General features: G+C 70.0%; 16 protein-coding genes. 7 read left to right on the top strand and 9 right to left on the bottom strand.

What is annotated here, in order from left to right; translation table 11 throughout:
• Positions 1–176: 176 nt before the first annotated feature.
• The 4 genes from WMF27_RS46125 to WMF27_RS46110 all read right to left on the bottom strand — a co-directional run bounded on the left by WMF27_RS46125 (position 177) and on the right by WMF27_RS46110 (position 9,615).
• On the bottom strand, positions 177–1,292 hold the full coding sequence (locus WMF27_RS46125) for a polyamine ABC transporter substrate-binding protein (protein ID WP_437943688.1): 1,116 nt from the start codon (positions 1,290–1,292) through the stop codon (positions 177–179).
• A gap of 687 nt (positions 1,293–1,979) precedes the next feature.
• The gene (locus tag WMF27_RS46120; RefSeq protein WP_437762512.1) at positions 1,980–4,193 is read right to left on the bottom strand and encodes a SulP family inorganic anion transporter; all 2,214 of its coding nucleotides are present in this window, start codon (positions 4,191–4,193) and stop codon (positions 1,980–1,982) included.
• A 216-nt stretch (positions 4,194–4,409) separates the two neighbouring features.
• Positions 4,410–7,496, bottom strand: coding sequence for an AAA family ATPase (locus WMF27_RS46115; RefSeq protein WP_437762513.1), 3,087 nt, complete (start codon positions 7,494–7,496; stop codon positions 4,410–4,412).
• Positions 7,497–7,947: 451 nt separating this feature from the next.
• Complete coding sequence (locus tag WMF27_RS46110; RefSeq protein ID WP_437762514.1) at positions 7,948–9,615, bottom strand: protein kinase domain-containing protein; 1,668 nt, start codon at positions 9,613–9,615, stop codon at positions 7,948–7,950.
• 533 nt (positions 9,616–10,148) lie between these two features.
• Here WMF27_RS46110 and WMF27_RS46105 point away from each other — a divergent pair.
• Complete coding sequence (locus tag WMF27_RS46105; RefSeq protein ID WP_437762515.1) at positions 10,149–11,276, top strand: serine/threonine-protein kinase; 1,128 nt, start codon at positions 10,149–10,151, stop codon at positions 11,274–11,276.
• Between the two features lie 25 nt (positions 11,277–11,301).
• A complete protein-coding gene (locus WMF27_RS46100; RefSeq protein WP_437769921.1) occupies positions 11,302–12,288 on the top strand; it encodes an NAD(P)H-quinone oxidoreductase in 987 nt (328 codons plus the stop codon).
• 13 nt (positions 12,289–12,301) lie between these two features.
• Here WMF27_RS46100 and WMF27_RS46095 read toward each other — a convergent pair whose 3' ends face one another.
• Together WMF27_RS46095 and WMF27_RS46090 are read right to left on the bottom strand one after the other, a co-directional pair.
• A complete protein-coding gene (locus WMF27_RS46095; RefSeq protein WP_437762516.1) occupies positions 12,302–12,859 on the bottom strand; it encodes a DUF2452 domain-containing protein in 558 nt (185 codons plus the stop codon).
• Complete coding sequence (locus tag WMF27_RS46090; protein ID WP_437762517.1) at positions 12,834–14,018, bottom strand: hypothetical protein; 1,185 nt, start codon at positions 14,016–14,018, stop codon at positions 12,834–12,836. Before WMF27_RS46090 ends, WMF27_RS46095 begins: the two co-directional genes overlap by 26 nt.
• A 198-nt stretch (positions 14,019–14,216) precedes the next feature.
• Between WMF27_RS46090 and murA the strand changes: the two genes are divergently transcribed.
• The 5 genes from murA to sucD all read left to right on the top strand — a co-directional run bounded on the left by murA (position 14,217) and on the right by sucD (position 19,674).
• Entirely contained in the window at positions 14,217–15,485 is a 1,269-nt protein-coding gene (gene murA, locus WMF27_RS46085; protein WP_437762518.1) for a UDP-N-acetylglucosamine 1-carboxyvinyltransferase, read from the top strand.
• Positions 15,482–16,117 carry an ATP phosphoribosyltransferase gene (hisG, locus tag WMF27_RS46080; RefSeq protein ID WP_012241753.1) on the top strand — a complete coding sequence of 212 codons (636 nt, stop codon included), beginning with the start codon at positions 15,482–15,484 and terminating at the stop codon, positions 16,115–16,117. Before murA ends, hisG begins: the two co-directional genes overlap by 4 nt.
• Before the next feature lie 125 nt (positions 16,118–16,242).
• A complete protein-coding gene (locus WMF27_RS46075) occupies positions 16,243–17,193 on the top strand; it encodes a hypothetical protein (protein ID WP_437762519.1) in 951 nt (316 codons plus the stop codon).
• 307 nt (positions 17,194–17,500) lie between these two features.
• On the top strand, positions 17,501–18,697 hold the full coding sequence (gene sucC / locus WMF27_RS46070) for an ADP-forming succinate--CoA ligase subunit beta (protein ID WP_437762520.1): 1,197 nt from the start codon (positions 17,501–17,503) through the stop codon (positions 18,695–18,697).
• A 95-nt stretch (positions 18,698–18,792) separates the two neighbouring features.
• Positions 18,793–19,674: a succinate--CoA ligase subunit alpha gene (gene sucD, locus WMF27_RS46065; protein WP_437548122.1), complete on the top strand. Its 882-nt coding sequence runs from the start codon at positions 18,793–18,795 to the stop codon at positions 19,672–19,674.
• 364 nt (positions 19,675–20,038) lie between these two features.
• Here the strand turns inward: sucD and WMF27_RS46060 are convergent, their stop codons facing one another.
• Genes WMF27_RS46060 through WMF27_RS46050 form a run of 3 tightly spaced genes read right to left on the bottom strand, consistent with a single transcriptional unit; the run spans position 20,039 to position 22,781 of the window.
• The gene (locus WMF27_RS46060) at positions 20,039–21,079 is read right to left on the bottom strand and encodes an oxidoreductase (protein ID WP_437762521.1); all 1,041 of its coding nucleotides are present in this window, start codon (positions 21,077–21,079) and stop codon (positions 20,039–20,041) included.
• Complete coding sequence (locus WMF27_RS46055) at positions 21,010–21,546, bottom strand: hypothetical protein (protein ID WP_437762522.1); 537 nt, start codon at positions 21,544–21,546, stop codon at positions 21,010–21,012. The genes WMF27_RS46060 and WMF27_RS46055 overlap by 70 nt, the downstream gene beginning before the upstream one ends.
• The gene (locus WMF27_RS46050; RefSeq protein ID WP_437762523.1) at positions 21,543–22,781 is read right to left on the bottom strand and encodes an AAA family ATPase; all 1,239 of its coding nucleotides are present in this window, start codon (positions 22,779–22,781) and stop codon (positions 21,543–21,545) included. The genes WMF27_RS46055 and WMF27_RS46050 overlap by 4 nt, the downstream gene beginning before the upstream one ends.
• Positions 22,782–23,153 lie beyond the last annotated feature (372 nt).

Below are 23,153 nucleotides of genomic sequence, written 5' to 3'. Positions count from 1 at the left end.
GACGAGCGCCGCGCCAGAATGACAGGTCGGTGGCAACGAAGCATTCGGTCTTGCCAGCGGCTCCACGCAGCGGCCCGGACTCCAGCTCGGGCGCGCGCTCGACACCGGCGCGTCCCGCAGGATCGGCATCGGCGAGATCGGAGGCTGAGCCCCTCGTCGGCGCCATCGCCTCGAGGTCAGTTCGATTTCACGGCCGCCCAGACCTCGTCGTAGAGCTTGGCCGACTCGCCGAGATCACGATGGGCCTCCAGGCGGGTCGCCAGATCGCCCGTCGGGTAGATGAGCTGGTTCGTGCGGTCTTCGGCCGGCAGCTTCGCCTGCGCGGCGCTGTTCGGGGTCGCGTACTTCGTCATCATCGAGAGCTGCGCGCCGCCGTCGGGGGTCAGCATGTAATTGATGAACTTGTGAGCCAGCTCGGGGTGGGGCGACTTGGTCGGCACGGTCATCACGTCGACCCAGATCACGGAGCCCTCCTTCGGAATGACGAGGGCGAGGCGATCCTTGTCCTCCCAGACCACCTTCTGCGCGTCCCCGTTCCAGACGACCGCCATGTCGACGGAGCCGCCCTTCACGTCCTGCGTCGCGCCGATGCCGCCCTTGAAGCCGAGGCACTTCGGGTTGCTCTTGGCCTCCTTGAGGATGCGCCCGGCCTCCCGGATCTCTTCAGGCTTCGACGTGTTGCTGGAAAATCCCTTGTACTTCAGCGCCGCGCCGACCATGTCCCGCATCTCGTCGATCAGCACGAACGTGCCCGGCGTCTTCTGGGCGTCGAAGAGCACGCCCCACGTCGGATCCATGTTGGGGATCTTCTTCTTGTTGTAGATGATCGCGACGGTGCCCCACTGATAAGGGATAGAATACTTGTTGCCCTCGTCGAAGTTCGGGCCCGAGAACCGCGACTCGAGGTTCTTCAGGTTGGGGAGCTGGGCGTGATCCAGGGGGCGGATGAGCCCGCGGCGCGCGAGCCGCCCGCTGGCGTGGGCCGCCATCACGACGACGTCGTACTGCGCGTCGGCGCCCGCATAGGCGAGCTTGCTCTCCATCTCCTCGGTGGAGTCGTAGATCGTGAGCCGCAGACGGGCGTTGTTCTGCGTCTCGAAGTCCTTGATGCTCTTGTCGTCCAGGTAGTTCGGGAAGATGAGGACGCTGAGCTCGGAGGGCTGAGCCGCAGCTGCCTTGGTGCCCGACTCTGCACGTGCTTCAGAAGGAGCCTTATCTTTGCCGCAGGCGGCGACCGATAGGACACCCAACAGAATGGCTAGTACCATCAGGGGTCGACGTTGAGTCTTCATAAGTTGTCCTTTCTCCAGCTGCTCAAGGCGGACAGGCCTGCGGGTGTTCGCTGGCGCGATGCTGGCCTCTGGGATCTCCGGAAGCGAGAACCAGCGGAGCGCGTCTGCGGACCGAGGCCCCCATCGGCCGGTAGGACGCGCGGGATGCCGGGCAGCCCCGGCCGCAACCCTATGGACCGTGGATTGCAAGCGCGCGTCCCCTTGTCAAGGAAAATGTGGTGCGCGGTGAGCAGCACAACTGGCCTTCTCATTCGGAGCGAAACCACGACTGTTCGCAAGCTTAGGCGAATCGTACATTCCGTGGCTCTGAATCCGAAAGGGATCGTCGAAATTGCATTCAAATGTGTGTTCGCCACGCATCCACGCGCATCCGGGATAGCGTCTACACGAGATTGTTCTCCCCCGGGTGAAACGGCGCGCGGCGCGGCAATGCGTGTTTCGACGTTGCCGGAACACAGGACCGCAATGCTCGCGGGCTGCGCTCGTTCGTCGTGCGCGTCGTGCGCGTCGTGCGCGTCGTGCGCGATCGGATCTGCGGGAGCCGGGTGCTCACGCGTGCGGAATTGAAGAGCGGACACGCCGGCTCCCTGGCGCGCGGCGCGCACCGGCGGGATGGGTACTGCCGTCGCACCATGCTGCAAGCGAGTCTCCACGGGAACGCGACGCTCCAGGCCGAGCCGATCGAGTCTAGTTGAACAGCGATTTCACGGGCCCCGTCGAGTGCACGATCCTCCGGGCCAGCAGCGTGACCACGAAGTGATGGAAGGCCGCGGCCAGCTCGGGCGCCTCCTCCGTCATTCGATGCAGCGCCTCCTCCGTGAGCCGGTAGAGCGTGGACTGCCGGCTGGCGGTGACCGTCGCCGACCGCTTCTCGCCCATGTAGAGCCCGGACTCACCGACGACCGACCCCGGCCCCATCGTGCGGAGCCGCTTCACCTTCTTCCCGTCGATCTCGAGCCAGGCCGTGAGCTCTCCGCTCTCGATGAGGTAGAGGTCCTTCGAGACATCTCCGGCCCGGAACAGATCGAACCCATCCGGGAGCTCCACGCGCTCGAGGTAGTCCTTGAAACGTAGCATTCCCTGGCGACCTCCGAATACATCCTGGAGATCGTAGAACAGCATCGGAGGCGGCAGCATGCTGGGCGGCGCATCTGCGATGATCTCCTTCTCACACGCCTCGAGGCCTCGATCCAGATCCGGGTAGATCCGGCAGACCTCGTCGTCATCGCCGACGAAGACCTCGCCCCGCTCGAGGTGATTGCGGATGTCCACGCGCACCTCCGTGAAGATGAGCTTGACGCCGTGCGCCTTGGCGAGCCTGCGGAGCCGGAGGAAGCTCGCGATGGCGGACGAGTCGATGCCGTTCACGTGGCGGAAGTCGAGCAGCAGATAGCGCACCTCACCTTCTTCGCTCTGGATGCGCTGCTGGGCGGTCGAGAGGAGATTGTACGCCGTCCCGAAGAAGATATAGCCTTGGAGCTGGAGCACGTTGAGCTGCTTGGCGCGCTCCGTCAGGGTCATCTCCTCGCCGTCGCTGCGAGCGACGTTGCTGCGCAGGTAGACCCCGGAGATGGCGTTGCGCACCACCTCGATGCGGCTGTAGCTCAGCGCGAAGAGGATGAACGAGACGCCGAGCCCCACGCCGATGCCGACAAGGAAGCCCCGGACGGCGACGACAAGGAGGATCACCACGATGACGAAGTACTCGATGCGCCGCAGCCGGAACCAGCCCTCGTAGAGCGTGTTGATGAGGAAGTGGAATCCGAGATAGGCGATCAGGCCCCCGAGGACGGGGCGCGGGAAGTACAGGATGGCGTCGGCGCCGACGAAGAGCACGACGCAGCTGATCGCCGCCGCGACCAGCCCCGAGATGCGGCTGTTCGAGCCGGCCTTGTAGCTCATCGACGACTCGGCCAGCGACAGGTAGCCGACCATGCCGCCGAAGAGGCCCGTGACGATGTTGGCGACGCCCGTGGCCCGCAGCTCGCGGTCGAGATCGATCTCCTGCTCCGTCGCGAGCTCGACGCCTGACGCGCTGAGCAGCACGGTGATGGCGGCCATGATCGTGACGGCGGCCATGTTGCCCGCGCTGCCGAACAGGACCGACCAGTCCACCTTCCCGAAATCCGAAGCGCCGATCGGCGGCCAGAGCGACGCGGTCGGGAACGGACCGAGGAGCCAGCCGCTGTCGAGCACCTGCTGCACGCTGACGCCGGCGAGGCCCAGCGAGACGTAGAACACCACGATCGAGCCGCCGAGCAGCACGGGGAGGAGCAGGAGCGACGAGAACCGCCGCAGCACCAGGAGGAGCAGGACGCCGAACACGAGGCCCGGGAGGACCCGCTTCAGGAGCTCCGGATCCATCACGACGCTCGGGAAAATGTCGAGCGTCGATGGCTGGCCGGACATCACCGAGATCGAGCCCTGGAGAAGGAGCCAGCCGGCGCCGGCGATGAAGCCGCCGGCGACGGGGTACGGGATGAAGCGGACCAGGATGCCGAGCCGTAAGAGGCCGAGCAGCAGGAAGAAGCCGCCTGCGACCACGGAGGTGATCGCGATGGCGGCCACGACCGTCGGGAACGGGCTCGCCGTCGGGTCCTTCTGCGCGATGCCCGTCGTGATCGCCGCCGCCATCGAGGCGAGAATGACGGCGGCGTCCTCCTGCGGCGCGGCGATCACCGGCTTGTAGGAGCTGAGGAGCGACACGATCACGCCGACGATGACGGAGCTGATCAGGATGATGCCGATCCCTCTCGAGAGGTAACCGGCGAGCCCGTGGTTGAAGATCAGCGCGCCAAGTGAAATATCGAACGAGACGACCAGCGTCCCCGAGACCATTCCGGCGATCACGGCGGGCATGAGCTTGGAAGGCTTCGCCTTCTCAAGGAGCTCCTCGTTCAACAGCGCAGGTGACTCCTTTGTTGCCTGTCGTGTCATGCTCTTGGGAGACCTCGTGATCGATTGTCAGCGGAATTCGCAGGGCGGCGAGGGCCGGGGCGCGCCGGCGCCGCGCGGGCCGGCGGGGCCTCTGCGCCGCGATCTAGGGAACGCGCGACGACGTCGGACGACGGGGTCGCTTTCGCGCGGGCGGAGGGCACGGCAGCCTCCCCCACCGGCTCAAGAGGCCCCCAGCTCACGCTCGATGGCAGCGGCCTGCTCCTGCAGGGCCTCCGCCTCACCGAGGTGGCCGCTCAGCCGGTGCAGCTTCGCGAACTCCCCGAGGAGCCTCGCCTCCTCGCGCCGGTTCCCGATCTGCCGCTCGACCGTGATCGCGCGCGAGTAGAGCGTCCGGGCGGCGTCGTACCGGCCCTGGACGGCGTAGGCCATCCCGAGGCTCGCGAGCGTGAGCCCCTCGGCCGGCAGGTTGCCCGCCTCGCGCGCGGCGCGCAGCCCCTCCTCCCAGTAGGTGCGCGCGTCGTCCGGCTGCTGCATCGCCCAGTGCGTGCGGCCCAGGCCGAGGAAGCCGAGCGACTCGGACCCGCGATCGCCGAGCTTCTGGGCGTCGGTGAGCACGCGGATGTGCTCCTGCCGCGCCTCCTGGTACCGCCCCCTCGCCTCGAGGACGTCGCGGGCGAACTCGTAGCGCACGACGACGCTCTCGGGCGTCGGCTCCGGCGAGAGCTTGAAGTAGACGCGGTAGAGGCGGGTCGCCTCCTCGTGGGCGTAGCGCGCCGCCGCCTTGCGGGCGCCCGCGAGGAAGTAGCGGCGCGCGTGGTCCACCTTGCCCGCGCGGCGCCAGTGGCGGCCGAGCGCGACGAGCTGGTCCTCGAGGTCGTCGCCGTAGAGGCTCTCGATCGCCTCGGCCGCGAGCCGGTGGAGCTCCTGGAGCCGCGCGCGGGACTGCATCTCGTAGGCCGCGTTGCGGAGGAGCGCGTTGCTGAACTGGAAGCGCCGCTCCGTCATCTGCGACCAGATGCACTGCGCCTCGCCGATGCGCACGTGCTCCTCGAGCACGGAGGCGTCGGGGAGCATCAGCGCGAGCACGCGCAGGTCGAACTCGCGCCCGAGGACGGCCGCGGCGACGATCGTCTGCTTCACCTTCGCGTCGAGCCGGTCGAGGCGCGAGATGAGCAGGCTGTTCACGTTCTTCGGCGGCATGAACGTGTTCGAGATCGAGATGGAGCTCGAGCTCGAGCCGTAGCGCCCGTCCTCGAGCCAGTAGGCGAGGATCTCCTGCGCGAAGAACGGGTTGCCGCCGGCCGTCTCGCAGAGGAGCGTCGCGAGCATGTCCGGCATCGGGCCGCCGAAGAACGGGACCGCGAGCGCGAGGAGCTGCTCGCGCGGCAGCGGCTTCAGCTCGATCACGTTCTCCTTGATGCCCGGGTCGAGCGGGATGCGGACGGGGGTGCCGTCGTCCTTGCGCCGCGTCGTACAGATGATCGCGATGGGCAGCCCCCGGCACGCGCGCGCGATCACGCGCACCGCCTCGAGCGAGTCCTCGTCGGCCCAGTGCGCGTCCTCGAGGTGCAGGATCACCGGCTGGAGCGACGCCTCGGCGAGGAAGACGAAGCTCAGCGCCGAGAGCGTGCTCGTGTACCGGAGCTTCGGGTGCAGGCGCTCGTACGGCGAGTCCTCCCACCGGATGCCGATGAGCGCCGCGAACACCGAGCGCGCGCGATCGAGCTCGCGCTTCAGCGCGGCCTGGCTCTCGGGCAGGCGCTCGAGGAGGTACTCGAACGCGTCGTCGAAGTTCGTGAGCTTCTCTTCCTTGCCGAGCGCGGAGGACTCCCAGAAGTACTCCTTCAGCGCGAACTCGAACGCGTTCAGCGAGCTCTGGAGCGTCTGGTCGCAGCGCGCGTCGATCCACAGGAAGGGCCGGTCGCTCTGGTGCTCCTCGCACCGGTGGCGGAAGCGCTGCACGAGGTAGCTCTTCCCGAGCCCCGGCTCGCCGTCGATGTACGTGATCCCGGCCGGCTTGCCCTCGAAGATCGGCCCGACGTAGCGCACGAGCTGCTCGATCTCCGCCTCGCGACCGATGAGGCCGAGGTCGTAGAACTCCTTCTGGACCGAGATGCGGCGGCGCTCCAGCGAGTAGACGAGGATGGGCAGATCGAAGCCCTTGAACCGGAAGATGTTCTCCGTCGTCCACTGGTAGCTCGTCTCGCCGGCGCGGAAGACCTGCTCGTCGGCCCAGATCGCCGACCAGGGGGCCTTCGCGACGAGGCGCGCGGCGAGGTTCGTCGCGCGGCCGATGCACGCGAACTCGTGGCGCTCGGTGCCGCCGTTGAAGCCGGCGTACCGGACGTCGCGCGTGATCCCCGCGCGGAGGCGCATCTGCCGGAGGCCGCGCTTCTTCAGCTCCAGCGCGAAGTCGAGCGCGCGATCGTTGTCGTTCTCGTGGGTGATCGGGGCGCCGAAGTGGATCAGCGCGGCGATGCCGAGATCGCCCGCGTCGATGCCCGTGAAGGTGCCGCCGTAGAGCTCGGAGAGCTCGTGCAGGAGGCGCGTGAGCTCCGCGAAGCTCGGGATCTGCTCGAACGAGAGGAAGACGCTCGTGACGTTGCGGAACTCGCCCTCCGGGGGCATGTCCGCGACGCCCCTCGCCACGAACGCGGTCCCCTCGCCGCGCGGCGGGTTCCTGGGGACCTGCGGCATCCTGGGCGCCGGCACGTCGCCGAGCTTGTAGACGCCCTCGCCGTGGTACTTCGCGCTCGCGGGCGGGATGCGATCGCAGAGCGCGCGGTCGAGGAGGATGTCGCCCTTCAGCGCTTGGCGCTCGATCGCGACGCACGCGGCGAGCGCCTGCCCGTGGAAGTGGTAGTACGCGCGCTCCGGGGAGATGCGGACGATGCCCCACTCGACCGAGCCCCACGCGAGCCCCATCCGGAACGAGAACGGGAAGCTGCCGAAGGGCGTGTCGCGCTCGGGGTGCTCCGCGAACAGGTCGCGCATCGCGAGCGCCGCGCCGAGCACGTACTCGGCGACCTTGCGGTCCGGCGTGTCCTGGAACAGCGCCGTGAACGCATCACCCGCGAAGTTCGTGATGAAGCCCCCGGCGTGGTGGACCGCGGCGATGAGCGGGTCGAAGTAGTACCGGAGCGTGCCGGCGAGCGTCTCCGCGCCCGCGCGGCCGTGCTGCATCAGCTTCTCCGTGAGCTCGGTGAAGCCGGGGATGTCGATCATCAGCACCGCCCCCGTGAAGCTGCCCTCGGTGTTGCCGAGAGCGTCTTGCTGGATGATGAAGTCGGGGACGAGCGGGTTCATTTCCTTGCTCCTCAGCAACGGATCCCGCTTGGAATCGGCCTGGGAAGCGCGTCTGCGGGACGCAGAGCCTGGAGTCTACTGCCGGCGGGAACGGATGAATACCGGGATCTTCGATCGATCGTTCGGGCGGTCTGCACAGGCCGGGTTCGCCGCTGGATTTGACGCTCCTCGCGCTGCGCGGACCGGCGAGCGTGCGCGTGTTCCTGCGCGTGTTCCTGCGCGTGTTCCTGCGCGTGTTCGCGCGCGCGTTCGTGCGCGTACATTTGCCCATGTTCCGGAGAATGCGGCACATCGTCTCCTTCGCCGTCGCCGTGCGCACCGCGCGCGGGGTGCCCGCCGACGGAAAGCCTGGAACAAGGTGCCTCCACGCCGGCGAGGACATCCGCCCAGAGCGGCCGCGCGGTGAAGACAGACGGGGAGACGACGATGTGGTGTGTGGGGCGCTGGAGGGTCATCGTTCGATCTGGATATCCAGCGGCCGGGGAGAAGGAGGCGGGGGCGGCGTGTCGGGGGCGGGCGCGGGCCTGGCGGCCGGCCGGCCGGCGTACGGGCGAGGCGCCGGGGCGGCCGGGGGCGGCGTCGGCGCGGCAGGCGCGCTCGTCGGCGCCGCGGCCTGCTTCGTGAGCGTGGCGACCAGGCGCACGGACTGATCGGAGGGGCCCTGGACGATCGAGTACGGCTCGTACCCCTCGTGGCGCACGGTCAGCCGGCGCGGGTTGGCGCGCACGGAGCTGTTCAACAGCGACAGCTGGAGCGGCGTGTTCCCGAGCGGCTTGCCGTCTTCGAGCACCTCGGCGCCGGACGGCATGGACTCGACCATCAGCACGAACGACCCGACGTCGGCGGGCGGCGGCGCGACCTGCGGCTTCTCCGGTTGCGCGGCGACCGGCGCCGGCGGCGGCTCGCTGGAGCGCATCTGCGACATCGCGACCCCGATGCCCGCGACGGCGAGGACGCCCACCGCGACGAGCACGATGCCCTTGCGGCCCTGCGGCGCGGCGTCGGCCGGGCGCGAGGCGGCGCCGAGCGAGGCGTCGTCCACCTGCGAGGTCGTGCCGCCGGACGTCGACGAGGGCGACGACGAGCTGGCGGGGATCGCCGTCATCACGCGCACGGGCGGCATCGGCGTCGGCATCCTGCCGGTGCCGGTGGAGTCCATGGTCACGAGGCCCGTCGAGCCGAACGCCGGGGACAGGCCCATCGCCTGCGCGCACTCACCGAGCCCGCGGATGAGGGCCTCCATGTTGGCCGGCCGGCCGTCCGGATCCTTCGACAGGCAGCGCAGCACGAACGCCTCGAGCGGCTCGGGCACGTCGGCCTCGGGGTTGCGCTCCTTCATCCGCGGGACGGGCTGCTGCAGGTGGGCGATCAGGATCTGGACCGAGTTCTGCGCCTCGAACGGGACCTTCCCGCAGAGCATCTGGTAGAGGATCACGCCCAGCGAGTACACGTCCGTCCGCAGGTCGACCTTGCCGTGCGAGATCTGCTCCGGCGACATGAAGCGCGGGGAGCCGAGGAACGAGCCCTGCTGCGTGAGCTCCTCCGAGTCGTCCGCGAGCACCTTCACGAGGCCGAAGTCGAGGATCTTGACGAGCTCTCCGGTGTCCTCGCCGGGGACGAGCATGACGTTCGACGGCTTCAGATCGCGGTGCACCACGCCGTGCTTGTGCGCCTCGCGCAGCCCGCGGGCGATCTGTCGGGCGACGCCCATCGAGTCGGGCGCCGAGAGGCGGCCGGCCTTGCGCAGCCGCCGGAAGAGCGTCTCGCCCTCGAGGAACTCCATGGCCATGAAGTACCGCTCGGGCTCCATGTTCTCGACTCGGCCGTAGTCGAAGACCGTGACGATGTTCGGGTGCTGGAGCCTGGCGAGGATGCTCGCCTCGAGGAAGAAGCGCTTATGAAAGTTGGGGTCGATCTGATTCGATGAGTTCGTGGGCGTCAGGACCTTGATGGCGACCTGGCGCTCGAGAGCGATCTGCTCGCCGCGATAGATGACGCCCATGCCGCCCGTCGCGAGGAGGGAGTGGATCTTGAACTTCTGATTCAAGACCTTTCCCAGCAGCGGATCGGACTCACCGCTGGCCGAGGCACCGTCCGAAAGCTTCTCCGCCGTGCTCATGGCCTCTGTCTCTTTCCCCTTCCCATCCCGCTGGCCCCCACTGCTGGCAGTCGGGGAAAGCGTACCCCGAGCCCATCACGCACTGCCCAACGCTCGACTTACGTTCGACTTACATACTGGTTTACGTACTGGCTTACGTGCTGGTCAACGTTCAGGTCGACGTGCCGCCTCACGTTCCTGCTTACGTTTCGTCTTACGTTTCGTCTTACGTTCGGATGCAAATTCTGGTACCCGCCCCGCCGCGGTACCTCTCGCGCTCGTCGGGTTGGCTTTCGGACCGGCTGCGGCACGTTTGAGCTCAGCCTACCGTAAGCCGCGAGCCGATCCAACCCAGCTGCTGAAGATGACATGGGTTGGCTACCCAACCACACGCTGTGGGCGTGCCTCCCCAGCCGGGGCGCTCGCTCCCTGAACGAGCTTGCTGCATGGGCGGATGTACCCGTACTCTGACCGGGTCCCCGATGCCGCCGCAGCACTTCATCCGATGCCAGGCGTGCGGGTTGCCGCACCCGTCGGACACCGAGAGGTGCCCGGTGCACGGCACGGCGCTCACGCCGAGCGTCGCCCCGCCCTCCTCGACGCGGGTACCGCCGACGAGCAGGGGCGAGTCGGGGTGGCCGATGGACGGGCCGCTGCCGCCCGATATCGATCCCGATCAGCCGCGGCCGACCAAGGAAGCGCCGCTCGTCGGCCGCCTGCTGCACGACCGTTACCGCATCCTCGGCGTCATCGCCAAGGGCGGGATGGGGATGGTCTACGACGCGATCCACATCGGCCTGCGGCGCCGGGTCGCGATCAAGACGCTCCGCGGCCAGTACGCTCAGAGCAAGACGGCCATCGCGCGCTTCCACAACGAGGCCGCCGTCGCCGGCCGCTTCGGCCATCCGAACATCGTCGAGGTCTACGATCTGGGCGTGCTCGACGACGGCACGCCCTACCTCGTCATGGAGCGGCTCGAGGGCGAGACCATCACCGAGCGGCTCGCGCGCGAGCGCCCCATGCCCATTCCCGTCGTGCTGGACGTGGCCGTCCAGGTGCTCAGCGCGCTCGTCGTCACGCACACCGAGGGCATCCTCCACCGCGATCTCAAGCCGGACAACATCTGCCTCGTCGGCGGCGACCGCGGCCCGCTCACCGTGAAGGTGCTCGATTTCGGCGTCGCCGAGGCGTTCAACACGGGGACGGCGCCGTCGATCCTCGTCTCGATGGCCGCCGCGGGGAGCCACGCGATCGCCGGCACGCCCGCGTTCATGGCGCCGGAGCAGGCGCAGGGCGTCCGCGATCTCGACGCGCGCGCGGACCTCTACTCGGTGGGCATGCTGCTCTACGTGATGCTCACCGGGCAGCTGCCGTTCAAGGCGCCGACGGCCGCCGCCCTGCTCGCGGAGATCCAGCGCGTGAAGCCGATCCGCCCGCGCATGCTGCGGCCCGAGGTGCCCCACTCGCTCGACGTCGCGACGATGCGCGCGCTCGCGCTCGATCGCGAGGAGCGCTTCCCGAGCGCGGCCTCGATGATGGACGCCCTCGAGCAGGTGCAGATCGAGGCGGCGATCGGCGGCAACGCGCCGGCCGAGCCGGAGAAGGAGCCGGCCGATCCGGACTCCGAGAAGGTGGAATACTTCTACCGGAAGAGCGTGCTCCCGCCGCCCATGGAAGAGTGAACGGGGCGTGAGCGGTACATCGAAGATGCGCGCCGTCGTCATCCGCGAGCCGGGCGGGCCGGAGGTCCTCGAGGTGCGCGAGGTCGATGCGCCCGAGGTGCCCGACGGGCACGTGCGCGTCGCCGTCCGCTTCGCCGGGGTGAACCGCGCCGATCTGCTCCAGCGGCAGGGCTTTTACCCGGCGCCGCCCGGCGCGCCCCAGGACGTGCCGGGGCTCGAGTACGCCGGCGTGGTCGAGGCCACGGGGAAGGGCGCGCGCCGCTTCGCGCCGGGCGATCGCGTCTTCGGCCTCCTCGCGGGCGGCGCCTACGCCGAGCGGGTCGTCGCGCACGAGCGCGAGGTCGCGCCGGTGCCGGACGGGCTCACGGACGAGGAGGCGGCGGCGGTCCCCGAGGCGTTCGTCACCGCCTACGACGCGCTCGTGACGCGCGCCCGGCTCGCGCCCGGCGAGCGGGCGCTGGTGCACGCGGTCGGCAGCGGCGTGGGCACGGCCGGCCTCCAGATCGCCCGCGCGCTCGGCTGCTTCGTCGTCGGGACGTCGCGCACGCAGGACAAGCTGGATCGCTGCCGCGAGCTCGGGCTGCACGCCGGGATCGCGACGTCGGGCGCGGCGTTCGCGGACGAGGTGCTGAAGGCGACCGGAGGCGCGGGGGTCGACGTGGTCCTCGAGCTCGTCGGAGGCGCGTACGTCGGCGAGGACATCAAGGCGTGCGCGCTGAGGGCCCGGATCGCGCTGGTCGGGCTGACGGCCGGCGCGTCCGCGGAGCTCGACCTGCGCGAGGTCCTGCGGAAGCGCGTCGAGCTCTTCGGCACCGTGCTCCGCTCGCGCCCGATCGAGGAGAAGATCGCGGCGGCGCAGGTGCTCGAGCGCAACATCTCTCCCTGGCTCGCGAGCCGCGCGGTGCGGCCGGTCGTGGACCGGGTCTTCCCGATCGGCGATGCAGCCGCGGCGCATATTTACATCGCCAGCAACGCGTCGTTCGGGAAGGTGCTGCTCCAGCTCGGCGGGTGAGCGAGCGCCGCGATCAGGCGCCGCGGCCGGTGAGCCGCGCGAGCGCGCCGGCCTCCGCGTCGTGCGCCTCGGCCTCTTCGGACGGCGTCGGCGTCCACGACATGTCGACCTCGAGGCGGTACGAGCCCTCGAACGCGTGCGGCGGCGAGCCGCCCCACTCCTCCGGCGAGAGCATCGAGAGGTAAGGGACGCCGTCGCCGCGCCGGTACAGGTGGTAGACGTGGCCGGGCCGCTTCTTGAAGTTGCACGCCGCCCGGTGGAGCTCGCCGTCGCGCTGCGCCGCCTCGAGGACCCGCCGCGCCTCCTCCTGGAGCGACCGGATCTGCCGCGCGATCTGCGCGAGCTTGCCGCCGGTGACCGCGCCGAGCAGCGCGTCCGCCTGCTGGATCTCCCGCGCCACGTCGACGAGCTCGTGCGGCGCGGAGAGCCGGCTCAGGGGATACGGAGAGGTGCGGGAGGGCCCCTCGTGGCGGCCGCCGCCGTGCTTCGTGTAGCCGTCGTCGCTCATGCGGTCCACGTCGTCATGGATCGTCCACGGCCCGGCGTCACGGGTCAGGGCACCCGTCTTCATCCGCGACGCCGTCCTCGTCTTCCTTCTGCGTGGGGCAGCGGTCCTCGTCGTCGAAGACGCCGTCTTCGTCGTTGTCCCCTTCGGGGCACCCGTCGTCGTCCTGGAAGCCGTCGCGGTCCTCCGCGAGCTCGCGGCACTGATCGACGTCGTCCGGCACGCCGTCGTCGTCGGCGTCGTGGACGCGCGGGGTCCAGGCCACCGAGAGGACGGCGCGCAGCGGCGTGGTGCCGACGCCGCCGGCCAGCGCCGTCTCGACGCCGGCCAGGAACGAGACGTCGCCCAGCGCGTAGCGCGCGGCGAGGCCGAGCTCGAGCGCGGCCGCCTCCTGGCTCGCGAACGGCGCGATCGGCGAGAGCGGGAGGTGCCCGTGCGCCTCGAGGAAGAACGTGGCGCGCCCTTCCGGGTCGATGCCCAGGATCTGCGGCCGGAACGAGAGGCCGAGGCCGAAGGGGAGCTCGTGGCCGAACACCGTGGGGCACGGGTCGCCGCCCGCGGCGGAGGCCGGGGTCGCCTGGCACCCGAAGCGGGCCTCGCCGGCGCGGAGCTTGACCCCCGCCGCGAGGTGCGCGCCGAACGCGATCAGGCGGTACTCGGCGAGGAGCCTGAGCTCGCTCGTGACGCCCCCCTCGCCCACGAACGACGCCTCGTCGCCCGTGGGCAGCGTGAAGCGCTCGTGCAGCGCGAGCGCGAGCCCGCCGAGATCGCCGCCGGTGGGCTGCACGAGCGTCAGCTTGCCGACGAGGCCGAGATCGCCGAGCGCCTGCGCCGGGAGCCACGTGTCGCCGAGCACCCGCGTGGCGTCGGACATGGGCGCGTCGCCCGTCTGGTGGAGGACCACGGGCAGCGTGAGCCCGACGAGCAAGCGCCGCGCGATGCCCACGCCGGCCGCGAAATCCGCGCTGACCTGGTGGCGGATGACGTCGAAGCGGACCTCGCCCGAGGCGGGATCGCGGAGCACGATGGGGCGGTAGGCGTACGAGGCCCAGAGGCTCGCGCTCCACTCGCCCGTGTCCGGGGTCGCGGCGGGCTCGAGGTAGACGCCGGCCCCGGGGTCGATCGAGGCGCGGAACCCGCGGAGATCGGCCGACGGCTGCGCGGCTGCGAGCGGGGCCACAGACGCGGCGAGCAGCGAGGACAGGGCGATGGCGCTCGGTCGCATGGCCGGTCGAGACTAGACGAGCGCACGGGAAGCGCACGGGAAAGTCGGCCCCGTCGCGATCGCGGCCGGCGCGCCCCGCGCGGCGCGCCGGCGGCGATCGCGACGGCCGGCGCCGAGCGCGGGGCGAAGCACGGCGCGCGGCGCGCGGGCGGGCCCCGAAACATCGCGTTCCGCCGCGGGTTGTGCGATAGCGGGGGCATGGACTCCATCCGGATCCGGGGCGGGAAGCCGCTCTCCGGCAAGATCCGCATCAGCGGCGCGAAGAACGCCGCGCTGCCGATCCTCTGCGCGACGCTGCTCTCCGACGGGGAGAGCTTGCTCCGCAACGTGCCCGCGCTGCGCGACATCGAGACGACCTCGGCGCTGCTCCGGTTCCTCGGGCGCAACGTCGAGACCGCGCCGCCGCTCGTGAAGGTCGGCGCCGGCGGCAACGTGCGGCCCGAGGCGCCTTACGAGCTCGTCAAGCAGATGCGCGCGAGCGTCATGGTCCTCGGCCCGCTGCTGGCGCGCTTCGGCCGCGCCAAGGTGTCGCTCCCCGGCGGCTGCCAGATCGGGACGCGCCCGGTGGATCAGCACCTCAAGGGCCTCGAGGCGCTCGGCGCGACGATCCGGCTGTCGCGCGGCTACATCGTCGCGGAGTGCAAGCGGCTGCGCGGCGCCGAGGTCGTGTTCGATCTGCCGACGGTGACCGGCACCGAGAACCTGATGATGGCCGCGGCGCTCGCGAAGGGGCGGACCACGCTCGTCAACTGCGCGCGCGAGCCCGAGGTCGAGGAGCTCGGCCGGGTGCTCAACAAGATGGGCGCGCGCGTGAGCGGCGCCGGCACGGACGTCATCCACATCGAGGGCGCGGACGAGCTGGAGCCGTTCGACCACGCGATCATCTCCGATCGGATCGAGGCCGGCACGTACATGGTCGCGGCGGCCGCGGCCGGCGGCGACGTGCTGATCGAGAACGCGCCGCTCGAGGACCTCGAGGCGGTCGCGGCCAAGCTCCGCCAGGCGGGCGTCGAGGTGGGCCGCGAGGGCGACTGCGTGCGCGTCCGCCGCGAGGGGCGGCCGCTGCGCGCCGTCGACGTCACGACGGCGCCGCACCCGGGCTTCCCGACCGACATGCAGGCGCAGTTCATGGTCCTGATGTGCCTCGCGCAGGGCACGTCGCGCATCGTCGAGACCATCTTCGAGAACCGCTTCATGCACGTCCCCGAGCTCGCGCGGATGGGGGCGCACATCGACGTGGACGGCCACACGGCGCACGTGCACGGCGGCGCGCCGCTGTCGGGCGCGACCGTGATGGCCACCGATCTGCGCGCGAGCGCGTCGCTCGTCATCGCCGGGCTCGTGGCGACCGAGGGCGAGACCGAGGTGCTGCGCGTCTACCACCTGGATCGCGGCTACGAGTTCATGGAGCGCAAGCTCGCGCAGCTCGGCGCCGACACGGCGCGCGTCGAGGGGCGGGCCGGATGACGAAGCCCCTCACCATCGCCGTCCCCAAGGGGCGGATCCTGAAGGACCTCATCCCGCTCGTGCGGCGCGCGGGCCTCGACAGCACGCCCCTCGAGGAGAACGATCGCCGCCTGGTCCGGCCGACGGCGGACGGCGCGTTCCGGTACGTGTTCCTGAAGCCGGACGACGTCCCGACCTACGTCGAGTACGGCGCCGCCGATCTCGGGGTCTCCGGCCGTGACACGCTCCTCGAGCGCCGCCACGATCTCTACACGCCGCTCGATCTCGGCATCGGCCGCTGCCGCCTCGTCGTGGCCGGGCCGGAGGACACGGAGGTGCCCGATCTGCCGCGCGTCGCCACGAAGTACCCGCGGATCGCCGGGGATCACTTCGCGAGCAAGGGCGTGGTGGCCGAGATCATCCCCGTCCACGGCTCGGTGGAGCTCGCGCCGCTCGTCGGGCTCTCCCACCTGATCGTCGATATCGTCGAGACGGGCTCGACGCTGCGCGAGAACCGCCTCGAGGTGCTCGAGACGGTCACCGAGGTGAGCACCCAGCTCATCGCGAACCGCGCGTCGTACAAGCTGCGGAGCGACGTCATCCGGCCGCTGGTCGAGCGCCTGCGGGCCGCGACGGCCGGCGCGGGGCGGTGATCGCCGCGGGGGCGCTCGTCGCCGCTCACTGATCGAGGACATCCGCCGTCCGGAGACCCAGAGAGAGAGAGGAGGCCCAGCTGCTACCGCACCTCGCCGCGCTCCCGGCCGACATCGACACCTGGGTGGGAGGGGGGACCAGCGTCGTCGTGGGCGTGCACCGCGAGCAGCCCGCGGCCCTCCGCTTCGACGCGCTCGCGCAGGCCGAGGTCGGGCTCCGGCTCGCGAGCGGCTCGCTGTACTTCCGGCTCGATCTCGACGTGCAGGCGACCACGGCGCCGCTCGGCCTGCCGGCGTTCGGGCTGCCTGCGTTCGTCTACCCCGCGTGGTCCTTGCCGACGCCGGGGATCAAGATCGGCCCGCCCGAGTGGGCGATGCTCCAGATTGGCCGCGAGGATCACCACCTCCGGCTGGGCATCATCACGCACCCGATTGGCATCGAGGACTGGGACGGCTGGAGCAACTATTTCCCGACAACCTCGACCATGATCAGCACCGTCCCGGGCCGGATGCTCGGCGTCGAGCCCGGGCTCGTCCTCGGCGAGGGATACGAGATCAACCTCTTCGGCGGCTTCGATCTCGACGTCGACGCGCCGACGTTCGGCGCCGGTCTCACCACGATGCAGCCGCTCTGGTCGACCTGGTCGGGCGTCGCGCTGTATCCGTCGATCGATTTCTACTCGGCGGTCGTCGCCCTGGAGCTCTACCCGGCCGAGGCGCTGTCCGTGTCGATCGACGGCAGCGCCGGGCTGGTCGGCGCGGCGGACGAGGCGGGAGCGATCGCGCTGAATCCCTGGGTGGGAGGCGAGATCATCGCCAATGTCCTCCCGAAGGTGGCAATCCATCCGGTCTTTCGAATCCAGGCTCTCCACGAGCCGGAAGGCGCCCTCTCTGCCTCTCTGTTCGCGCCTCAGCCGAGCGTCTCCGCGAGCGCCGGGCTCACCTGCACGCCGTTCGATGAGCTCAAGATCAGCCTCGAAGGCAAGGTCTCCAGGGTCGAGGACGACCTCCTGCCCGGCCTGTTCGCCCTCGTGGCGCTCCGCCGGCCTGAGCCGCCGCCCTACGCCGCCAAGTGAGGCGACGGAAGCGGCGCTGGGACGCCCCGCGCCGCCCGCGCCAGGGCGCAGCGCCGCGGCCTGAACGCGACGGAGGCCGACGACGTCGTGCACCACCGAGGCAGACGACGTCGAGCGCTGCGCCGCCGCACTTTTCCATGGATGGGTGAACCGGCGCGAAACACTCGAAACGTAACGTGCCGGAGCGTAACCAAACGTAACACGTAACTCACACGTCGCACGCGCCCGCGCCCGCACTGACGTCCGTCGACCCTGTTTTTCGAGTCTCGCGCTGGCGCGGCCTTGTGATAGGGTGGCGGCCCCTCTCATGAAAATCCACGAGTATCAAGGCAAGCAGCTCTTCGCTCGCTACGGAGTGCCGGTACCGAAAGGGGAGCCCGCTTTCCAGGCCAGTGAGGTGGCGCCGATCGCCGATCGGCTGATCGCCCAGACAGGCAACCCGGTCGTCGTCGTGAAGGCGCAGATCCACGCGGGCGGCCGCGGCAAGGGCGGCGGCGTCAAGGTCGCGAAGGGTGGCAGCGCGGAGGCGACCGCCCTCGCCGAGAAGATCCTCGGCATGCAGCTCGTCACCAAGCAGACGGGCCCCGAGGGGCAGAAGGTCCGGCGGCTCTACATCGAGCAGGGCCTCGACATCGCGCGCGAGCTCTACTTCGCGATGCTCGTCGATCGCGAGCGCCGCCGCGTCGCGGTGATCGCCTCGACCGAGGGCGGCATGGACATCGAGGAGGTGGCCCACAGCACGCCGGAGAAGATCTACAAGCTCTTCATCGATCCGGTGCTCGGCCTCGCCCCGTACCAGGGGCGGCAGCTCGCGATCGCGCTCGGGCTCACCGCGAAGGAGACGCAGCGCCAGTTCCTGAAGCTCGTGGCCTCGCTCTACGCGTGCTTCACCGCGGAGGACTGCTCGCTGCTCGAGATCAACCCGCTCGTCGTGACCGGCGCCGGCGACGTCTTCGCGCTCGACGCGAAGGTGAGCTTCGACGACAACGCCGAGTTCCGGCACGCCGAGTGGAACGGGATGCGCGACGTCGACGAGGAGGATCCGGTCGAGCTCCAGGCGAAGCGGGCCGGGCTGTCCTACGTGTCGCTCGACGGCGACATCGGCTGCCTCGTGAACGGCGCCGGGCTCGCGATGGCGACGATGGATATCATCCTCCATTACGGCGGAAAGCCGGCGAACTTCCTGGACGTCGGCGGCGGCGCCTCGCAGGAACAGGTGAAGACCGCGTTCCAGATCATCCTCCGGAGCGAGCGGGTCCGCGGCATCTTCGTGAACATCTTCGGCGGCATCATGCGCTGCGACGTCGTCGCGGCCGGGGTCATCGCCGCGGCGAAGGAGCTCGGGCTCAAGGTGCCTCTCGTGGTGCGCCTCGAGGGGACGAACGTCGAGGCCGGCCGCAAGCTGCTCGACGAGAGCGGCCTGACCATCCAGTCGGCGAGCTCCATGGCCGACGGCGCGCAGAAGATCGTGGCCGCCACGCGCGGCGGCAAGGCCGGCGCCTAGGGCGCCCGCGAGCACCGAGCCTCGAACCCAGTTGAGCAGCGAGCCAGCGGCGGTGGCCGAGCTCCTGTCCACGTTGAAGGTAGAGTAATCAAGCGATGAGCATCCTCGTCAACAAGGACACGCGGGTCGTCTTCCAGGGCATCACGGGCGCCTACGGGTCGCAGCACGCCCGCGCCTGCATCGAGTACGGGACGAAGGTCGTCGCCGGCGTGACGCCGGGCCGCGGCGGCCAGCGATTCGAAGACAAGGTGCCGATCTTCGACACGGTCGAGCAGGCCGTGCGCAACGAGGGCGCCGACGTCTCGTGCATCTTCGTGCCGCCGGTCGGCGCTGCCGACGCGATCACCGAGGCCATCGATGCGGGCTGCAAGCTCGTCATCTGCATCACCGACGGCGTGCCGGTGCTCGACATGATCCGCGTCCGTCGCTTCCTCGAGGGGAAGCCGGCGCGCCTCATCGGGCCGAACTGTCCCGGCGTGATCACCCCGGGAGAGTGCAAGATCGGGATCATGCCGGGCCACATCCACAAGAAGGGCCACATCGGCGTCCTCTCCCGCTCGGGCACGCTGACCTACGAGGCGGTCGGCCAGCTGAGCGCCCTCGGCATCGGGCAGTCGAGCTGCGTGGGCATCGGCGGCGATCCGGTCGGCGGCATGGACTTCATCGACGTGCTGGAGCTCTTCAACCAGGATCCCGACACCCACGGCGTGGTGCTGATCGGCGAGATCGGCGGGACGGCCGAGCAGCGCGCGGCGGCGTGGATCAAGAAGAACATGAAGAAGCCGGTGGCCGCGTTCATCGCCGGCCGCGCGGCGCCTCCGGGCAAGCGCATGGGCCACGCTGGCGCGATCATCGCGGGCGGCGAGGGCACGGCGGCCGAGAAGATCGCGGCGCTCGAGGCGGCGGGGGCCAAGGTGGCCGCCACGCCGGCGGAGATGGGCATCGCGATGCAGGCCGCGATGGCAGCGGCGCGCTGATCTTCTGGCCCGAGAGGGCGACGAGCGTGCGGCGGCCTTGCTGTGCGCGATCTTCCGAATTGCCCGGCCTGGGGCGAGGGGGCTCGTTGGGCGGGGTGGGGGCCCCGCCGAACTCGCCCGAGGCATCTCCCCTCCAGCTTCGCTGGAGGAGAGATGCCTCGGGCTCAGACATCGGCCCATCCCCCACCCCGCCCAACGAGCCCCCTCGCCCCAGGCCTACCGCTGTCCCTTGTTAGCCCACATCGGACATCGGCCCATCCCCCCGCCCGATAAGCACCCTCGGTACGAGGCGACGGAGGTCGCGTGAACATGCGCCCTTCAACGGCTTCTCAATGCAAGCAGCGGTTTTGCTGCGCAGCGTCGATCACGCCCCCAGCGATATCGTCCGCCGCTCGGCGGCGCTCTTCATCGCGGCCTCGATGACGCGGATCACGTCGCGCGCCTCCCCGGCGCGCACCGGCGGCGGGGCGCCGTCGAGGATCGACGCCGCGATGCCCTCGTAATAGGCCTCGTAGGCGCCGGGCAGGCTCTCGATGACGCGGCGCTCGCCGCTCGCCGCGACGAGCGTGCCGAACCAGCGCGGGTCCTCCCGCCCCCACTCCGGTACACCCGGGCGCGCGCCTGCCTTGAGGGCGTCCTCCTGGCCGTCGATCCCGTGCTTGAGGAAGCTCCCGCCATCGCCATGGACCGCGAAGCGCGGCCCCGGCTCGGGCACCAGCGTCGAGGAGCGCACGATCACCCGGCGCTTGCCGTAGTCGAGCGTCACGTGGAAATAGTCCACCGTGCGCGCCCCGGGCCGCTGCGCGAGGACGTCGGCGGTCACCGCGCGCGGCAGGCCGAAGAGCACGAGCGCCTGGTCGATCAGGTGCGCGCCGAGGTCATACAGGATCCCCGATCCCGGCGCCTCCTGCTCTCGCCACCCCTGCTTGATGGCGGGGCGGAAGCGATCGAAGTGCGCCTCGTACGAGGCCACCTCGCCGAGCAGGCCCTGCTCGATGCAGCTGCGCACGGTGCGGAAGTCCGCGTCCCAGCGGCGGTTCTGAAAGACCGAGAGGAGCCGGCCCCGGCGCGCAGCCAGCGCGATGAGCTCGTCCGCCTCGGCGCTCGTGATCGTGAACGGCTTGTCGACGACGACGTGCTTGCCCGCCTCCAGCGCGGCGCGCGCGAGCGGGAAGTGGGTCTCGTTGGGCGAGGCGATGACCACGAGGTCGATCCCCGGCTCGGCGATCAGCACCTCGGGCGTCGGATGCACGGCGACGCCCGAGTGGTCGGCCATGACCGGGCCCTCCCGGCGGGTCGCAATGGCGGCGAGGCGCAGCCGTGGGACAGACCGGATCAGCGGGGCGTGGAAAACGGCACCGGCGAGGCCGTAGCCGACGAGGCCGACATAGACGCGCTGGGACATGGCAGGACCGGCTCGTCGGGGACGCTAGCCCGAAGAAGCGCTGGGGGGAAGGCCTGGTCGCTCAACCTCCCGCGCGAGAGCGTCACCTCGCCGTTCAGAAATTCGTCGTACCACGACTGGCGTTGCTCGAGGATGCCGTCGTCGTCCTGCAAACGCAGCTTCTTCAGCGTGAAGCGAGCACGATCGCGCTGCTCGGCTGGAATGCGCTCCTCCACCATCACGAGCTCGAGCGACGGCAGGAGGATCTCGAACCACCCGTCCTCGATCTCGAAGGGGTCGAGCACGCGGTCGTTCCACGTCCCCTTCCTGCTGTTCATCTCCCCGGACGCGAACCGATAATTGTCCCACTCATACGTCCTCTCGGGGTGCGTGGAGCGGCTCAGGTCGTGATCGACCGTGCCTCGGGGGGTCCACATCGCCGAGTAGCCGCAGCGGTTCTTGAACCCGTCGGCGAGGCGCTGCATCATCGAACGCCAGAGCGCCGGCATGGCCTCCGGCGGCGCGTCCTGGAGCGGCGAGGCTCTTCCCCACGCATGAGCGCGCTCGCATCGTCGATCGCCTGCTCCGCTTCGATCGAGCGCGCGCGATGGAGGTTGAACGCAGGCGACGTGAGCCAGCGGGAAGCATCACCGAAGCGCGCCCAGGGCACCTCTCGGAGCGCGACGGTACGCTCCTCGAGGGAGAACACGAAGAGCTTGTCCTGCTCTGGATCGAAGTGGGGCTCGAGTGAGGCGAGGACCATCGGCGCGTGCGTTGTGAGGTGCGCCTGGACGCGCATCGATGGCGCGAGGGCCTCGAGCACCCCGAGCAGCGCCGGAGCGATACGGCGCTGCCACTCCGGGTGGAGGTGGCTCTCGATCTCGTCCACGAGAAAGACGAGCTCGCTCACGGGCTCCTGCTTCAGCAGACGGCTCGCCTCCACGTGCTCGTGCCACGCCCAGACGATCAGGTACGCGAGGCTGATGATGCGTCGCATCCCAGCGGAGGCGTGGATCACTGGCACCTCTCCGTAGCCGGTATCGATGGTGGGGAATTCGCGCGTGTCGTCCAAGAAGAGGCGGACGGGTTTGCCCGCGAGGATCGTCTCGGCGCCCCCCTGCGGGTTGGGGGAGAGCTGCTCGAGAGCCTCACAAAGATGCCGAAATGCTCGTCCCCCCTGTGTCTCGGGCTTCTTCTCCTGCCAGCTCACCCAGTCGCGGATGAGACCATTGCAGACGGTCTTCCCCTGATGCACTTTACCGTCCAAGATTTCATCAGCATCGAAGAGGTACGCTGGCGGGCGTCGCGTGGTACCTGAGCCAGCGAACAGAGAGGTCTGCTTCGCCCCGCGTGGTCGCTTGTAATCCTCCGGTTCGAGGTTGCGAGCTGGGTCCCACAAGGCGAAGGAGCCATCCGCCCGCGCATACAACACGAGCGCGCCAGCCCGCGTACCGGCTTCGCTCCACCCCTGGGACTTGAACTGGAACCAGGACGCGTTGCCGGTACCGTCATCCATTTCATAGGATATTTTGGGCTCTTTTTCTCCGCCCAGCGGCCATGCAGGGCTCCCTGCCCAGGTCCCCGACAGCGCCCACCAGATCACGTCCAGTACGAAGCTCTTTCCCAGACCGTTGTCCCCCGTCATCACGTTGAGCCGCCGGCCGAGCTCCATGTGCAGTTCGGGGGCTGGTCCGACGTCCACGAGTTCCAGGGTGCGCAGCATGACCGTCCTCCTGTACAAGAAGGTCCGGGCCGCGCCCAACGTGTAGGCGGGAAGCGTACCGGAGCCCGCAGACCCGCGCCCCGCTGCCGTGAGCCGAGTGACGGCGAGCACCGCGGCCATGCGCTTCGCACCCGCAGCAGGGCCTGGCGCGCCGACATCGGCGGCGCACACGACCGGGGCCGCCCCCGAAGACGCGGGACGGCGGCTGGCGGGCCGCCGGAGGCATCCGCAACGCGCGCGATCGGGCCTGGCGAGCCGCCAGGGCCGCCCGCAACGCGCGCGATCGGGCCTGGCGAGCCGCCAGGGCCGCCCGCAACGCTCGCCATCGCGCCTGGCGAGCCGCCAGGGCCGCCCGCAACGCTCGCCATCGCG

The organism is Sorangium sp. So ce281 (assembly GCF_051527395.1).
Taxonomy (GTDB): Bacteria; Myxococcota_A; Polyangia; order Polyangiales; family Polyangiaceae; genus Sorangium; species Sorangium cellulosum_B.
The sequence above is the reverse complement of the archived record's forward strand: the minus strand, read 5'-3'. Positions and strand labels throughout refer to the sequence as shown.

Coding starts and splice junctions, on each gene's coding strand:
- WMF27_RS46125 (WP_437943688.1), bottom strand. CDS start 1,292: ATGAAGACTCAACGTCGACCCCTGATGGTACTAGCCATTCTGTTGGGT.
- WMF27_RS46115 (WP_437762513.1), bottom strand. CDS start 7,496: ATGAACCCGCTCGTCCCCGACTTCATCATCCAGCAAGACGCTCTCGGC.
- WMF27_RS46110 (WP_437762514.1), bottom strand. CDS start 9,615: ATGAGCACGGCGGAGAAGCTTTCGGACGGTGCCTCGGCCAGCGGTGAG.
- WMF27_RS46100 (WP_437769921.1), top strand. CDS start 11,302: ATGCGCGCCGTCGTCATCCGCGAGCCGGGCGGGCCGGAGGTCCTCGAG.
- WMF27_RS46095 (WP_437762516.1), bottom strand. CDS start 12,859: ATGAAGACGGGTGCCCTGACCCGTGACGCCGGGCCGTGGACGATCCAT.
- WMF27_RS46090 (WP_437762517.1), bottom strand. CDS start 14,018: ATGCGACCGAGCGCCATCGCCCTGTCCTCGCTGCTCGCCGCGTCTGTG.
- murA (WP_437762518.1), top strand. CDS start 14,217: ATGGACTCCATCCGGATCCGGGGCGGGAAGCCGCTCTCCGGCAAGATC.
- hisG (WP_012241753.1), top strand. CDS start 15,482: ATGACGAAGCCCCTCACCATCGCCGTCCCCAAGGGGCGGATCCTGAAG.
- sucC (WP_437762520.1), top strand. CDS start 17,501: ATGAAAATCCACGAGTATCAAGGCAAGCAGCTCTTCGCTCGCTACGGA.
- sucD (WP_437548122.1), top strand. CDS start 18,793: ATGAGCATCCTCGTCAACAAGGACACGCGGGTCGTCTTCCAGGGCATC.
- WMF27_RS46060 (WP_437762521.1), bottom strand. CDS start 21,079: ATGTCCCAGCGCGTCTATGTCGGCCTCGTCGGCTACGGCCTCGCCGGT.
- WMF27_RS46055 (WP_437762522.1), bottom strand. CDS start 21,546: ATGATGCAGCGCCTCGCCGACGGGTTCAAGAACCGCTGCGGCTACTCG.
- WMF27_RS46050 (WP_437762523.1), bottom strand. CDS start 22,781: ATGCTGCGCACCCTGGAACTCGTGGACGTCGGACCAGCCCCCGAACTG.